13 protein-coding genes and 1 tRNA gene are annotated in these 13,667 nt (G+C 51.1%); 9 read left to right on the forward strand and 5 right to left on the reverse strand.

The features are described from left to right. Positions 1–501: 501 nt before the first annotated feature. The 4 genes from AACZ19_RS12925 to AACZ19_RS12940 all read right to left on the reverse strand — a co-directional run bounded on the left by AACZ19_RS12925 (position 502) and on the right by AACZ19_RS12940 (position 4,743). The gene (locus AACZ19_RS12925) at positions 502–2,013 is read right to left on the reverse strand and encodes a hypothetical protein (RefSeq protein ID WP_339634598.1); all 1,512 of its coding nucleotides are present in this window, start codon (positions 2,011–2,013) and stop codon (positions 502–504) included. Then, on the reverse strand, positions 2,010–2,966 hold the full coding sequence (locus AACZ19_RS12930; protein ID WP_339634601.1) for a hypothetical protein: 957 nt from the start codon (positions 2,964–2,966) through the stop codon (positions 2,010–2,012). The genes AACZ19_RS12925 and AACZ19_RS12930 overlap by 4 nt, the downstream gene beginning before the upstream one ends. Next, the gene (locus AACZ19_RS12935) at positions 2,963–4,309 is read right to left on the reverse strand and encodes a site-specific integrase (protein ID WP_339634604.1); all 1,347 of its coding nucleotides are present in this window, start codon (positions 4,307–4,309) and stop codon (positions 2,963–2,965) included. The genes AACZ19_RS12930 and AACZ19_RS12935 overlap by 4 nt, the downstream gene beginning before the upstream one ends. Before the next feature lie 344 nt (positions 4,310–4,653). Continuing rightward, positions 4,654–4,743: transfer RNA gene (locus AACZ19_RS12940), tRNA-Ser, on the reverse strand. Between the two features lie 226 nt (positions 4,744–4,969). Here AACZ19_RS12940 and AACZ19_RS12945 point away from each other — a divergent pair. From AACZ19_RS12945 to AACZ19_RS12980, 8 genes are all read left to right on the forward strand, one after another. After that, positions 4,970–5,956, forward strand: coding sequence for a lytic murein transglycosylase (locus AACZ19_RS12945; RefSeq protein ID WP_339634607.1), 987 nt, complete (start codon positions 4,970–4,972; stop codon positions 5,954–5,956). Positions 5,957–5,993: 37 nt separating this feature from the next. Further along, positions 5,994–6,989, forward strand: coding sequence for a septal ring lytic transglycosylase RlpA family protein (locus AACZ19_RS12950; protein WP_339634610.1), 996 nt, complete (start codon positions 5,994–5,996; stop codon positions 6,987–6,989). Between the two features lie 85 nt (positions 6,990–7,074). Then, complete coding sequence (locus tag AACZ19_RS12955) at positions 7,075–8,250, forward strand: D-alanyl-D-alanine carboxypeptidase family protein (RefSeq protein WP_339634613.1); 1,176 nt, start codon at positions 7,075–7,077, stop codon at positions 8,248–8,250. Between the two features lie 16 nt (positions 8,251–8,266). Beyond that, positions 8,267–8,911 (forward strand): dTMP kinase, encoded by a 645-nt coding sequence (tmk, locus tag AACZ19_RS12960; RefSeq protein WP_339634616.1) that lies wholly within the window; start codon positions 8,267–8,269, stop codon positions 8,909–8,911. Then, positions 8,908–10,008 (forward strand): DNA polymerase III subunit delta', encoded by a 1,101-nt coding sequence (locus tag AACZ19_RS12965; protein ID WP_339634619.1) that lies wholly within the window; start codon positions 8,908–8,910, stop codon positions 10,006–10,008. The genes tmk and AACZ19_RS12965 overlap by 4 nt, the downstream gene beginning before the upstream one ends. A 26-nt stretch (positions 10,009–10,034) precedes the next feature. After that, the gene (locus tag AACZ19_RS12970; protein WP_339634622.1) at positions 10,035–10,820 is read left to right on the forward strand and encodes a TatD family hydrolase; all 786 of its coding nucleotides are present in this window, start codon (positions 10,035–10,037) and stop codon (positions 10,818–10,820) included. Beyond that, positions 10,820–11,578, forward strand: a complete 759-nt coding sequence (locus tag AACZ19_RS12975; protein ID WP_339634625.1) for an MBL fold metallo-hydrolase — start codon at positions 10,820–10,822, stop codon at positions 11,576–11,578. Before AACZ19_RS12970 ends, AACZ19_RS12975 begins: the two co-directional genes overlap by 1 nt. Beyond that, positions 11,579–12,043 carry a GNAT family N-acetyltransferase gene (locus AACZ19_RS12980; RefSeq protein WP_339634628.1) on the forward strand — a complete coding sequence of 155 codons (465 nt, stop codon included), beginning with the start codon at positions 11,579–11,581 and terminating at the stop codon, positions 12,041–12,043. It abuts the gene before it with no gap. A gap of 100 nt (positions 12,044–12,143) precedes the next feature. Here AACZ19_RS12980 and AACZ19_RS12985 read toward each other — a convergent pair whose 3' ends face one another. Further along, complete coding sequence (locus AACZ19_RS12985) at positions 12,144–12,731, reverse strand: RecX family transcriptional regulator (RefSeq protein WP_339634631.1); 588 nt, start codon at positions 12,729–12,731, stop codon at positions 12,144–12,146. Positions 12,732–12,836: 105 nt separating this feature from the next. Here AACZ19_RS12985 and mazG point away from each other — a divergent pair, with 105 nt between their 5' ends. Then, a complete protein-coding gene (gene mazG, locus AACZ19_RS12990; protein ID WP_339634634.1) occupies positions 12,837–13,658 on the forward strand; it encodes a nucleoside triphosphate pyrophosphohydrolase in 822 nt (273 codons plus the stop codon). The last annotated feature ends 9 nt before the right edge of the window (positions 13,659–13,667 follow it).

A 13,667-nucleotide genomic window follows, 5' to 3' on the forward strand; every position in this document is an offset into this window, starting at 1 on the left:
TCTTCTTAAGGGCGATTCATCTTAGCAACTGGTCCGATTTTCCGCGACCACCTCTTAGCCCGCACGACTTCAGTCGGCGAGATTATTGTAGAATATCCGATAGGGTACGATAGATGGCACTCTAGGAATCCATATCTGATTGAATCAATGTGCTTCGTTGTGAGCAGGGCATATCAAGGAAAATACCAACCTTATCTTGGCCCGCTGCAAAAATGAGAAAAGCTGCTGACCTTCTATTGCGCCCAGACATAATAACCATCCCCTATGGAGGGAGGCTCATCCTTGCAGTCTGACAACAGCAGCGTATCTGTTTTGTCTGCAATCGATAAATATAAGCTATTGATTTTATGAAATTTATTTCTTAATCGACTTAGTAACGAGTGGGAAATATATGGTATATAATAAATTACTAATGAATATATGGCATAGAATAATATTACTTATATTAATAGCTATCTGTAAGTTCATTCAAGTATAATTTGTAAGTATTATTACCAAAATCTATGTAATGTTCATGTTGTCTATATATGAATACCACTGATATTGCCTATTTGTATATTCTCTATATTCACCTCCAGATAACATTTCCTCAACATTGCCCATATCTACAAATTTATGCTCTACAGGTGCGTCATAGGTGAGGATCGACTTGCCGTCTACCTTGGCCATAGCTCCGGCAACCTCCATATAGTAGTGTTCCATATATTCCCTAAGCTCGTCAGCTAAAGCATGGTGCACAAGAAAGCTATCATGCACTGGTAGACACGCATATTGCATGTCAGCAAATCTAAGCATGACTTTTTCTGCTATATCAGCGTCCTTTTTCTGTAATTGCAAACCAAACCCGGAGCCAAAATACTCCCTAATAGGAGAGTGCGCATCTATGATAGCTTCCAATAGTTCTTGCCATGAGCAACCGGCGTCCATCTCGTTAAAGTCGCTGTGCTGTTTGATATTCTTGTTAGAAGCATTCACCAGCGAATTAAAGGCAACTTTCTTAACATCACGGACAACATTTTCCAAACCCATATCATATGGATCTAGGGGAGGGGTAACGCCAACCTCTGCATACACCAAAGCCGGATGCATTCCTGAGTAATCGAGTTCTACTGTTTGCTTACCATTGATATGAATGTATTTCCTGTATTCTTTGGGAATTCCTAGCCACCATGCGCCATAAAAACGGCCACCTTCGTTCCAACTGCTATTGTTAAAGATCCGTCTCAGCGTACGCGCACTAACATCTATTGACGGCAGGGCTTCTTCATCTTCCAAATGCCTGTTCCAAACGTGCCGTCTCAAGGCTTCAAACTCTGTATCTTTCAAATATAAATCAATCCAAAAAGTTGATAGGTGCCTATTGATACGTTCTAAATTTTCCGACATTTTCGTTGTTTGACTATTATGCTCGTAAGGAATGATATCTTTATTTTCATCCTTGAGAACAATATTGTTGCACCCTTCTAATTGCCGTATCTGCCACAGAGTAATATGGGCCTGCTCTTCCAGTGCCGACATCAGTTTCTGAGTTGCTCTAATGCGGGTCCGCTTACCTTTACCCTTCTCCTTGTCGAAATGCCCTTTCTTTTCTGTTCTTAAATATCCGCAGGCTTCTAGTCCTTTATAGGCTGACTGGACATCCATATAGGAAAGAGCCACTGACTGATAAAAACTGACCATCCTGTGGTAGTTGTTAGTAGGGCTGTACTCATTCTTGTTTAACGGCAACCCAAGCTGCATTCGCTTATTTGACTTTCGGGCTACATATAGGTCAAGCACCAGAGCCTTTACCATGCGAGTAAAACCATGATGCGCTCTTATAGAACGTTTTTTGGAGCGTTCCTCTTTGCCCTCAATCTCATTACATATATTTTGGAGAACTATCTCAAATAAAGGTGACGCAATATCACGCGACCAAAAGATAGATCGAGACGGTTGATTTATTTTACGTGACTGGTCATCATAGTTAGCCGCAGCCATAGCTTCTTCTCTTAGCTGCTCGTCCTTAATCATCCGTTTATATCCTTAATTTTGGTGCTACTTAGGACTATTTCAGCCAGTTTCTTAGGGTCCACACCATCGCCGTAAGCCCTCTTCGTACCTTCTTCATCTGCGAACTCCAACCAGTGCATTCCTTCAACCACGCTGTCAGGGTCTTGTCGCTTAACTTCTTCAAAGTACCTTTTTTTGTACTCCACGAAATCTATTCCATCGTTCTGTTTATGAGTTCGGCTAGTCTCATCTTCAAACCCCTTTTTTGCCCAGACAGCAAAGCTGGTGCTATCGTCTTTAATTGCAGTTATACCTGCTGTAGCTCTATTTTTTAGCTTGTTTGCACCGCCATTAACTAGAGCCTTATATATGGAATAGATGAAACATCCGACTTCTTCAGCGACTACTATCGGAACCTCGAGAAACACGAAAAACATTGAAGATATCCCACCGAATATACCGACAAAAATAGCCAGCGCCGAGCCAACCCCAAGAAAATAAACATTCCATTGTTCATCTGTATCTTTAAATATTAGGATAAACAGAAATACCGACAATCCTATAATTATCCCAATCCCGCCGGAGCCATAGAATATGGGCTTCCAGAGGCCCCGAAACTCTTCGAGAAAACTGTTTCGACGAACTTTCCAAATCCAGCTTGCTTCTTTTATTCCTGCAATTGAGTACAAAAGGAAACGAACGCGTTTTTCGAACCAGTCAGTTGGCGACATCCAAATCACAACAGCTCTCATGGTAGCCGCAGCGACAAGCAGCTGACCGGCCAGCCTAATTATAGTTAACTGTTCAGTATCGTAGTGCCCGTTCTGAATTAGTGTGAATAGGATTGTGACCACTACTGGCACGGCTAGTGAAATCAGCAGGTTTCGGAAGCAAAAAATTACGACCACTGTTATGATAGTTGGTATGTCTGCAATTGTTACTACAAATAACACTAATATTTCTTCTAGTGTCATTTTAAACCCTCATTTTCTAAACCAAAGCTCAAACGTTCTATTGCTTCTTTCTTTTGAGCAACCGTATATCCATCACCAAAATATACTTGTTGCGTTACGCCTTCTTGAGCGTGCCCTACGATAGCTTTAACGAGAGGTTCAGCGACGCCGGATTGAAGCAAGTTCGTGACCATCGTGTGGCGAAAGCTATGAAACACCAAACCTTGGCCACTCATGCCCACAGCCTTCAAGAACGGACCATTAAACCATCGGCTTAGATTTCGCCCGTACCCGGTTCCCTGACTAAGGGATAGCTCATGCAGCAACCTTTGCTTACCTGACTTCTTTAACCTTTCGGCATGCTCTAAGAAGCCGAGTTCAAGCAACTCAGAATGGATGGGGATTAGGCGTGTTGCAGAGGAAGTCTTGAGCCTTACCCCATCAGCTTTCTCATTAATGTCAAAGCACCATAAACCGTCTACTTGTCTGACATCACCAAGTTGCAACTGTGCAATCTCGTTGAGGCGTGCCCCTGAATAGATAGCAATGAGGGGTCCCCATCTTTGATATTCTTTCTTAATTGCGCTGGTTTCATCTTTCAGGATCGCACTGAGTATCTTGCCAATCTGATCCTTAGAGAATGCTGTCCGTTCCCCATCACCTGATTTCTTGAGCTTGATGGTAAGGCCGGTAAATACGTTCTTAGAGACATACCCGTTCTTTTCAGCCCACTTGAATAAGCCGTGGCATGCATTGAGATGTTTATTAATTGTTTTCACATGCATCCGTTCTACACCCACAACCGTGATAGCATCTTCAAACTTAAGCCCCCTTGTTTTGGGGTTAGAATTAATGTTCTTGGGCACCTGCTGCAAAGTGCTCTTCACCTTCTGGGCACTCTTGGATGTAATAGAACTACAGGCGATGTCAGCACCCAAAATGGCAAGCAGTAAACTAAAGATTGCCCGATATTCCTTCTCTGACTTTTTTGTCCAATTGCCGCCCCTTATTCTCTCTTCCACAAACCGCCTGACAAGCTCACTGAGAGGGGTGTCCATACCTTCGCTTGAGGATGGTGGGCGGGAAGGCTCAGCAGGGCTTGAGAGGTCGTATTCTTCCATCGACTTGTCATAGTCAAGAACATGTTGGCAATAAGCTTTGTAAGAGCTCCTGAACTCCGTTTCCATAGTTTTATAGGTATCACTGCCTTGAGAGACGGGAAGCCCATACAGGGCGATCAGACGGTCCACAGGCGGCTTTTCGTCGTTAGCCGTATGGTTGAATATTTCTGGTGCGTCGGATGTTAAAATACTCGATCTTAGGACGTTTAGCTCGAGCCCGCTCAGGCGTCCTTTATCAGCCATAGACGACTTCCGTTGCTCTAGGAGGCTTGCGAAATGCGACTTAAGCAGGGTTCTTATTTCGTGATATTTCATATTTTTATTGGCAACGCTACTCAGCAATTCATCAGCCCAGTATGATAACCACCGTGACAATTGCATGGCAAGGCGATTATCTCTCGTATCCAGAGACACTCTAATATGCGTGCATTTATTGTAAGGATGGAGGGCCTTAGGAATAGGCCAACGGAAATAGAAGACGTTGTGTCTGGAAAGCATCAGGTAGGTAGATATATGCATGGATAAATGGCTCACTTCAATGTGCCACCATCAAAACTAGGTATCTAATGCATTGATTTTAAAGCAAATGGCGGAGGGTCGGGGATTCGAACCCCGGAAGGGCTTGCACCCTTGCTGGTTTTCAAGACCAGTGCATTCAACCGCTCTGCCAACCCTCCGCGGGGCGGCGCTTTCAAAATGGCATCGGCAAGACGCAATTCAAGGCCGCAAACGGTCCTGATCGTTTAAAGTTCCCGCTCTGGCCTGTCAATATGTTTGATAGGGAAATCGATAATTCTGTCGCCGGGCATGGCCGCCGTCGAAAATCAAGACTTTTATGTCTGAAAGCGTTGCGAATCCGCGGGGTTTGTGGCAAAAAGGGTGGATCAGTAAAATGGAGTACCAATGGCCAAGAAACCTGCGCGTTTTATTCTCTTCACCCTGTTCGGCATTTTTTTGACGGCTATCGCAACACCGGGGTTCGCCGCGAAGGAGCCATTCGATCAGTGGCTGACTAAGCTGAAAACAGAAGCGCGGGAAGGCGGGATCAGCCAGGCCATCCTCGACAGCGCCTTCGCGGACGTGAAACTCATTGAAAAAGTCGTCAAACTAGACCGCAAACAACCCGAGACCGTCCAGACATTCCAGGAATATATGGCACAGCGCCTGCCGCAGTCGCTCGTTGACTCGGGCAAGGCCATGCTCAACCAAAACCGCGCCATACTGGAAGAAGTCGGGCGGGAGTTCGGGGTGCAGCCACGTTTCATCGTTGCACTGTGGGGGGTGGAGACACGTTACGGTAAATATACCGGCGGGTTCAGCGTCATTGACGCACTCACCACGCTTGCCTATGACAATCGCCGGGCGGAATATTTTCGAAAGGAGCTGTTGCTCGCCCTCAAGATCCTTGATGACAACCATATCGCACTTGCCGATATGAAGGGTTCCTGGGCCGGTGCGATGGGACAATCGCAGTTCATGCCGTCAAGCTTCGTCAATTTCGCCATTGATTATGATGAAGATGGCCGCCGTGATATCTGGACAACCAAGGCTGACGTTTTTGCCTCTGCTGCGAACTATCTGTCGAAATCCGGCTGGCAGGGCGACCAGACGTGGGGCAGGGAGGTCACTTTGCCCAAGAATTTCGACCTGTCCCTGATCGACCTTAAAATCGCCAAACCGATGGCGGAATGGGAAGCCCTTGGCGTTCGTAAAATCGACGGATCCGCCTTACCCTCGCGCCAGCTGGTTGGATCGCTGGTCCAGCCGAAGGGCGGCAACGGGCAGACATTTCTGGTCTATAACAATTACCGAACCATCCTTAAATGGAACCGGTCCACCTATTTTGCAATGTCCGTCGGCCATCTTGCCGACCTGATCGGGGATGGGTAAGAGAGATGAAGTGCGTAGCGTAAAAGGTATAAGTAATATGGCGAAATTGAACCAACAGTCCGGACTGATTGTCCTCGTCACCACCGCCCTGCTGCTGGCGGGCTGCTCCGAGGTCAGTCTGCTCAGTTATGGCGCGAAGAAATACCATGCCGCGGGAAAAGACACCGCCGCCGTCGGACCAAACGATGTGGATCGTGGCACTCCGAAACTCGGCAATCCTTATCAGGTGGACGGCATCTGGTACTACCCGAAAGTCGACAATGCCTATGACGAGACGGGGATTGCTTCCTGGTATGGGGAGCCGTTTCACGGCCGCCGCACGGCGAACGGCGCCGTGTATGACATGCATAAGCTGACGGCGGCGCACAAGACATTGCCCCTGCCAACCGATGTGCGGGTGACCAATCTTGAAAATGGCCGGTCAATCATCGTGACGGTGAATGACCGTGGCCCCTTCGCGCATTCCCGCATTATTGACCTTTCCTATCGTTCTGCGCAAATGCTGGGCATCGTCAAGAAGGGAACGGCAAAAGTCCGAGTGCAGGTGATTAACGGTGGAAATGGGGATCAGACCATTATCGCCAAACCCAAAACTCCCTTGACGGAAAAGAATAATGTTGCCGCTGCACCGCAGGCTACCGTCGTTGCCGATACCCTGGCGCCGCCCGCTGGCGTTAAGCAGGCGCCAGCACCTAAAATTGAAGCCTTGCCAGCACCGGCCGCCGCCGTTGCCGAAACGCAGGTAACATCGGCGTCCGCCTATAGCGCACCAACCCCGACTGTCAGCGTTCAGCCGATTACTCAGAGTGATATTTTCATACAGGCCGGCGCTTTCGTTGATTTCAATAACGCCAATATCCTGAGTGCACGTCTGTCGTCACTCGGCCCGACGAAAGTCAGTCAGGTTCTGGTCAACGGACAGGATTTCTATCGCGTGCGGGTCGGTCCGGTACCGGATATTGATAAGGCGGACCAGCTGCTGGCGGACCTGATCAATAATGGTCATACGGAAGCTCGGATTGTGATCGAGTAGGCAAGCCTTAAACTGGCCAAAAACACGCATTAATGATAGAAATCACCCGATAACTCGAATTTACTGCGAGAAACCTGAAAAGAGAATGACTGAAAGCCCGACCGCCATGAATTTCTGGACCTCCTCCTTCCGATTTTTTTCCGCCCTTTTCCTTTCGCTGTTCTTGATTGCAGGGACTGCCGCTGCGGACCCAATTGAAACCGCGGCCCGGGAAGCGTTTATCTTCGATATGAATACGGGTGCCGTTCTGCTGGAGAAGAATGCCGACCAGCTTATGTCTCCAGCCTCCATGAGCAAGTTGATGACCATTACCATGGTGTTCGAGTGGCTGAAGGACGGCACGCTCAATATGGAAGACACCCTGCCGGTCAGCGAGAAGGCCTGGAAAAAGGGCGGCTCCAAGATGTTTGTCGAAGTCGATACCCGCGTCAGCATCGGAGATTTGCTGCGCGGCATTATTGTCCAGTCCGGCAATGACGCCTGTATCGTGGTGGCCGAAGGGCTTGGCGGATCGGAAGAGGGGTTTGCCGAGGCGATGACCTCGCGGGCTCGGGAACTCGGACTTGAGAAAAGCACCTTCAGGAACGCCACCGGCTGGCCCGATCCGAACCACAAGATGACAGCGCGGGAACTTGCCCTCCTGGCAAAGCATATCATTCAGGACTTTCCGGAATATTATACCATCTTTGCCGAGAAGGATTTCACCTTCAGCGATATCAAGCAGGGCAACCGGAACCCGCTTCTCTATAAAGACAATGGCGCGGACGGCCTTAAAACAGGACATACCGAAGAATCCGGCTATGGCCTTGTCGGTTCGTCGGAGCGGGACGGGCGACGCATTATCCTCGTCGTCAACGGCCTTGAAAATGCGAAGGAGAGAAGCCGCGAATCCGAGCGGTTGATGGAATGGGCCTTTCGCGAGTTTAACAACTATGCGCTTTTCAAGTCCGGTGACATTGTCGATAACGCCCGGGTCTGGCTCGGCGACAAGGATGTGGTGCCGCTGACCGTGGAATCCGATCTCACCGTCACCCTGTCCCGTCAGGCCCGCAAGTCCATGACCGTCAAGGTCGTCTATAACGAACCCATCCCGGCTCCAATAATCAAGGGAACGCCGGTGGCGCAGCTCGTGGTTTCCGGCCCCGAAATCGAGACCATTGCCGTGCCCTTGGTCGCGATGGAGGATATCTCTCGCCCCGGCACGTTCAAGCGCCTAACCTCCGCAGTCGAGTATCTCGTCTTCGGTCCTTCCGCCAATTAGGGCGGCAGTGGCTCCGATGCAGTGCGCGAAGCGCAAAGGCGGAAAGTTCATTACGCTGGAAGGGGGCGATGGCAGTGGGAAATCCACGCAAAGCCGTCTTCTTGCCGAGTTCCTTGAGGCCCAGTCCATAGAGACTTTGCTGACACGGGAGCCCGGAGGCGCACCGGGCGCAGATGAAATTCGTGAACTGATCCTGACCGGGGATCCGGATCGCTGGGATGCTATCGGCGAGACTTTGCTTTTCTATGCCTCCCGCAGGAACCACCTCCGACTGACGATCTGGCCAGCACTCGACGAAGACCGCTGGGTTATCTCCGATCGCTTCGCCGATTCAACCATGGCCTATCAGGGGTATGGCAATCAGCTAGGCGAAGAGGCTGTACAGCGAATCCACGACTTCGCCGTCGGCAGTTTCGCGCCGGACCTTACCTTCATCTTCGATATTCCGGCGGAGGAGGGGCTGAAGCGCACCATGGGCCGCACCCATGACGAAGACCGCTTCGAGAAAATGACCCTGTCCTTTCACGAACGCCTGCGGGACGGCTTTCTCGATATCGCCCGGAAAAATCCGGACCGCTGCGTCCTGATCGACGCGACCCGGTCTGTCGATGCCATCCAGAAGGAGCTGCGCGAGACAGTCGCCGCGCGCCTGTTGCCATGACGGATTTACCGGTCTCTGACAAGCTGGAGGGATATCCGCATCCGCAGGACCGCATGGAGCTCATCGGCCATGATGCGGCGGAAAAGCGCTTCCTTGAAAACTATCTAAGTGGCCGGTTTCATCATGCCTGGCTCATTACGGGAGCAAAAGGCGTCGGCAAGGCAAGTTTCGCCTACCGCGCGGCCAAATTTCTGCTGAGCCAGCAGGGAGAGGGGGGCGGTGGCCTGTTCGGACCGCCGGACAGCCTTGATGTTCCCGAGGGCGATCCGGCACTCGCGCTGATCCGCGCCGGATCACATCCGGGCCTCGCGGTACTCAGGCGGCAATATGACGTAAAAAACAAAAAGTTTTTCAGCGTTATCCGCGTCGATGATGTTCGTGCCCTCAACCAGTTTTTCCAGTTGACCGCCTCTGAAGGAAGCTGGCGCATCGTTATCGTCGATCCGGTCGATGAAATGAACCAGAACGCCGCCAATGCGATCCTGAAAATACTCGAAGAACCGCCGAAGAAAACGCTTTTCCTCTTGCTCTCCCATACACCGGCAAGTCTGCTGCCGACAATCCGCTCACGCTGTCGTCAACTGGCGCTACGACCGCTCAGCGATGATGACATGCGACGGTTTCTCGCGCCCTACAGCGAGACGATTTCCCCTGACCAGCTGGACATGCTCCTGACGCTGGCGGAGGGAAGCCCTGGCATGGCGCTCAGGCTGCTGGAGGCGGGCGGCCTTGAAATTTTCGCCGATATCCTCGATATCTTCAGGAACTATCCGGTGCTCAACGCCGAGAAACTGCATACACTTGCGGACAAGAGCGGCCTGAAGGACGGGGAGGCAGGCTATCGCACAATCTGCGAGCTTTACCCCTGGTGGCTGACCCGTCTGGTCCGCGCCGCCAGCGATAATTTCAGTGACGGCAATCTGGTTCCCGGAGAAGCGGACATCATGAAAAAAATGGTTTCCCGGCATTCGCCCGCTGACTGGGTTGAAATTTGGGAAAGCGGGAATGACCTGATAAAAAGGGCAGACGTCATCAACCTTGATCGTAAACAGGTTGTCCTCAACCTGTTTTTGAATGTAGAACGCATGGGCAGGTAAGCCGCCACAATAATTCGGAAAGACAGATGTTAGTCGATAGCCATTGCCATTTGAATTTTGAACAGCTTTCCAGCGAGCTTGACGACGTGGTCGCGCGGGCGAGGGCGGTCGGCGTCGGACATATGCTGACCATCGGGACAAAACTCCGCGAGTTTGACGCTGTCCGGGCGATCGCGGAGCAGTATGACGATATTCATTGCTCCGTCGGTGTTCATCCGCATGAAGCGGAAAGTGAGGGCGATGAAGTAACGGCGGCAAAGCTCATCGAATTGGCCGCGCATCCCAAGGTCGTCGGCATTGGCGAAACCGGCCTTGATTATTTTTATGAGCATGCGCCGCGCGAGTTGCAGCAGAAATCCTTTCGTCTTCATATCGAGGCCGCGCGGGAAACCGGACTGCCACTGATCGTGCATACCCGCGACGCAGACGATGATACCGTTAAGATTTTACATGAAGAGTACGGGAAGGGGCCTTTTACCGGAGTAATCCATTGCTTTAGTTCAGGATGGGAGGTCGCTGAGAAATCAATGGAAATTGGTTTCTATATCTCCATTTCCGGGATCGTGACCTTCAAGGCGTCGGAAGAGCTCCGCGATCATGTCAGCCGTATCCCCGTGGAAAAGCTGCTGGTCGAGACGGACAGCCCTTATCTCGCACCTGTGCCCAAACGCGGCAAGACGAATGAACCATCCTTCGTCGCCCATACCGCCGCCCAGGTGGCAAAACTGAAAGGCCTTGAGCCGGATCAGCTGGCGACCATCACCACCGACAATTTCTTTAACCTTTTCAATAAAATAGAGCGGAAACTTTAATGGAAGTGACGATACTCGGATGCGGCACCTCCGGCGGAGTTCCGCGCATTGGAAATGACTGGGGCGCCTGCGATCCGGAGGAGCCAAAAAACCGGCGTCGGCGCTGTTCTATTCTGGTGAAAGAGAAGGACACGACTGTCCTGATCGATACATCACCGGACATTCGCGAACAGCTTCTGGATGCGGATGTCAGCCGGGTTGATGGCGTCGTCTGGACCCACGAACACGCCGATCAGTGCCATGGAATAGACGAACTCCGCGTCCTTGCTATCCGCAATCGCGAGCGCGTTAACGTTTGGAGTGACAAGAAAACCCTCGACATATTGATGCGGAGATTTGATTATTGTTTCCGGCAACTTGAAGGGAATCCTTATCCTGCCATCTTAGCTGAACATCTGATCACCGGACCGTTTACGATTGGCGATATTAACTTTCTTCCCTTCGATCAGGATCACGGCAGCATCACCAGTCTCGGCTTTCGCATGGGGCCCATCGGCTATTCCAATGATCTGGTCAATCTCGACGACCGTGGCTTTGAAATTCTCGAGGGCGTTGATACCTGGATCGTCGATGCCATGCGCTACACACCGCATCCGACGCATGTAAATCTGGAAACCGCGCTCGAATGGATTGACCGGCTTAAACCGCGGCGCGCGGTGTTAACGAATATGCATGTCGACCTCGATTACCGGACATTGCTGAAAGAACTGCCCGACGGCGTCGAGCCGGCCTATGACGGCATGGTCATAGAGGCCTGAATGAACGACAGGCTGCAGTTCAGGATAGCGCGCGAGGAAGATCTTCCCGAGATCGTCCGCTTGCTCGTTCAGGATCAGCTCGGATCCACACGAGAGGTTCTGAGCGATCCGCTGCCGCAGGTTTATCTGGATGCCTTCAACGCCATGAAGACCCAGCCGGGCAATGACTATATTATTGGCATCATCAACGAGCGCATTGTTTGCTGCTATCAGTTTACGGTGATCCACGGCATTTCACGCAGCGGATCTTCACGCGCGCAAATCGAAGGCGTCCGCGTTGACAGCGACATGCGCGGCCAGAATATCGGAAACCTTCTGATGAAGGACGCAATAGAACGTGCTCGTGCAAACAAATGCCGACTGTTGCAGCTCACCACCGATAAATCCCGCCCTGATGCCCACCGCTTCTACGAGGGGGTTGGCCTCTCGGCCAGCCATATCGGCTATAAGCTTGATATTTCATAATCCAATATTTTCCATAATATATATTATGCGAAAATTAGATATATGAATCATACATCGAAATCCTCCTCCCTATCCATTGAGCCTTCGATGTTCCAACCAGTTAATCGTCTCCGAAAATGATCGCTTCAATCTTCTCCGTGTCCTCCGCATCTATGACGGAGGTTGCGACATCATAGGAAAAGCCCTGACGTGCCAGCGAGGTAAGTTCCTTGTCCCGGCGATCCTCTCGCGTTTCTTCCGGCTTATAGGGTCCAAACCTGCGTCGCTTCACAAACCGGGCCGCCGCCTTGCGGTCAAGCAATGTCGTATCCGTGCCGAGTTCCTTAATCGCATGGCTCTGATCGGATTCCGCGAACCCCATTTCCTGGAGTTTCACGCCAATCTGAGCTATCGACCGCCCCTGCCGCGCCATCACGCGCGCTTTGCTCGCGGCAAACTCCGTATCATTGATAAAGCCCGATGCCTCCAGTTTCTCGATCACCCCGGCGATGCGTTCGTTCAGGACGGTCTCGGACAGCTCGAAATGCTCTGCATGGCGCATCGCCTTGTCAAACAGGTGCCGAGTCATCTTGCGACGCGTCGCCGGAAAGCGGTTTAAGTACCGAAGCGCCTGATCCCGCAGCCATTTTTCCGTCGGCTCGATCGGTTTTCGCGGCTTTTTGGGTTTTGGTTCCTGTCCGTCATTCATGGCATTCTCGTTTTTCGGGTCGTATTTTCATGATACGTATGGCCAGCGGGAAAGGAAATCCCGTAAACTGGCCTGGCCGGAAATTCGTACCCGAAAGTAAGTTACATGACCAAATCCGTTACCCCTGCCCCGATCGATCAACTGCTGGATATCATGGCCCGGCTTCGTAATCCAGAGGGCGGATGCCCCTGGGATCTTGAGCAGAATTTCGAGACCATCGCCCCCCATACCATCGAGGAAGCCTACGAAGTCGCGGAAGCCATCGCCAAGGGGGATATGGCGGAACTGAAGGACGAACTCGGCGATTTGATGTTTCAGGTCGTTTTCTATGCCCAGATGGCGAAGGAAGCTGGAGATTTCGATTTTAACGACGTGATCAAGGCGATTTCGGAGAAAATGATCCGCCGCCATCCACATGTGTTCGGCAATGAAGACATCGCAACGGCAGAAGCCCAGACAACCGCATGGGAGGAAACGAAGGCACGGGAGCGCGTATTGAAACGCGAAGCATCCGATACTCCGCCGTCCGCTCTTGATGGGGTGGCGAGCAACCTTCCCGCCCTCACCCGTGCAGTCAAGCTACAGAACCGGGCCGGACGGGTCGGGTTCGATTGGCCGTCCATCCGACCGGTGTTCGAGAAGATAGAGGAGGAAATGGCGGAACTTCGCGTCGAAATTGATAATGACGGGAGCGAGGAACGCATTGCCGAGGAATATGGCGACCTGTTGTTCGTGATGGCAAATCTGGGCCGTCATCTGAAACTGGAACCCGAAACTGTCCTGCGATCCGCCAACCGGAAATTCACCCGTCGTTTCCAGACGGTGGAACAACGCCTCACCTCTAGAGGTAAATCCCTCGACCAATGCTCTCTTGAGGAAATGGATGACGTCTGGAACGAAATTCGAAAAGAAGATAAATCTAAATAAAATTAGATA

The sequence above is a fragment of the uncultured Sneathiella sp. genome (genome assembly GCF_963973085.1).
In the GTDB taxonomy this organism is placed as follows: domain Bacteria; phylum Pseudomonadota; class Alphaproteobacteria; order Sneathiellales; family Sneathiellaceae; genus Sneathiella.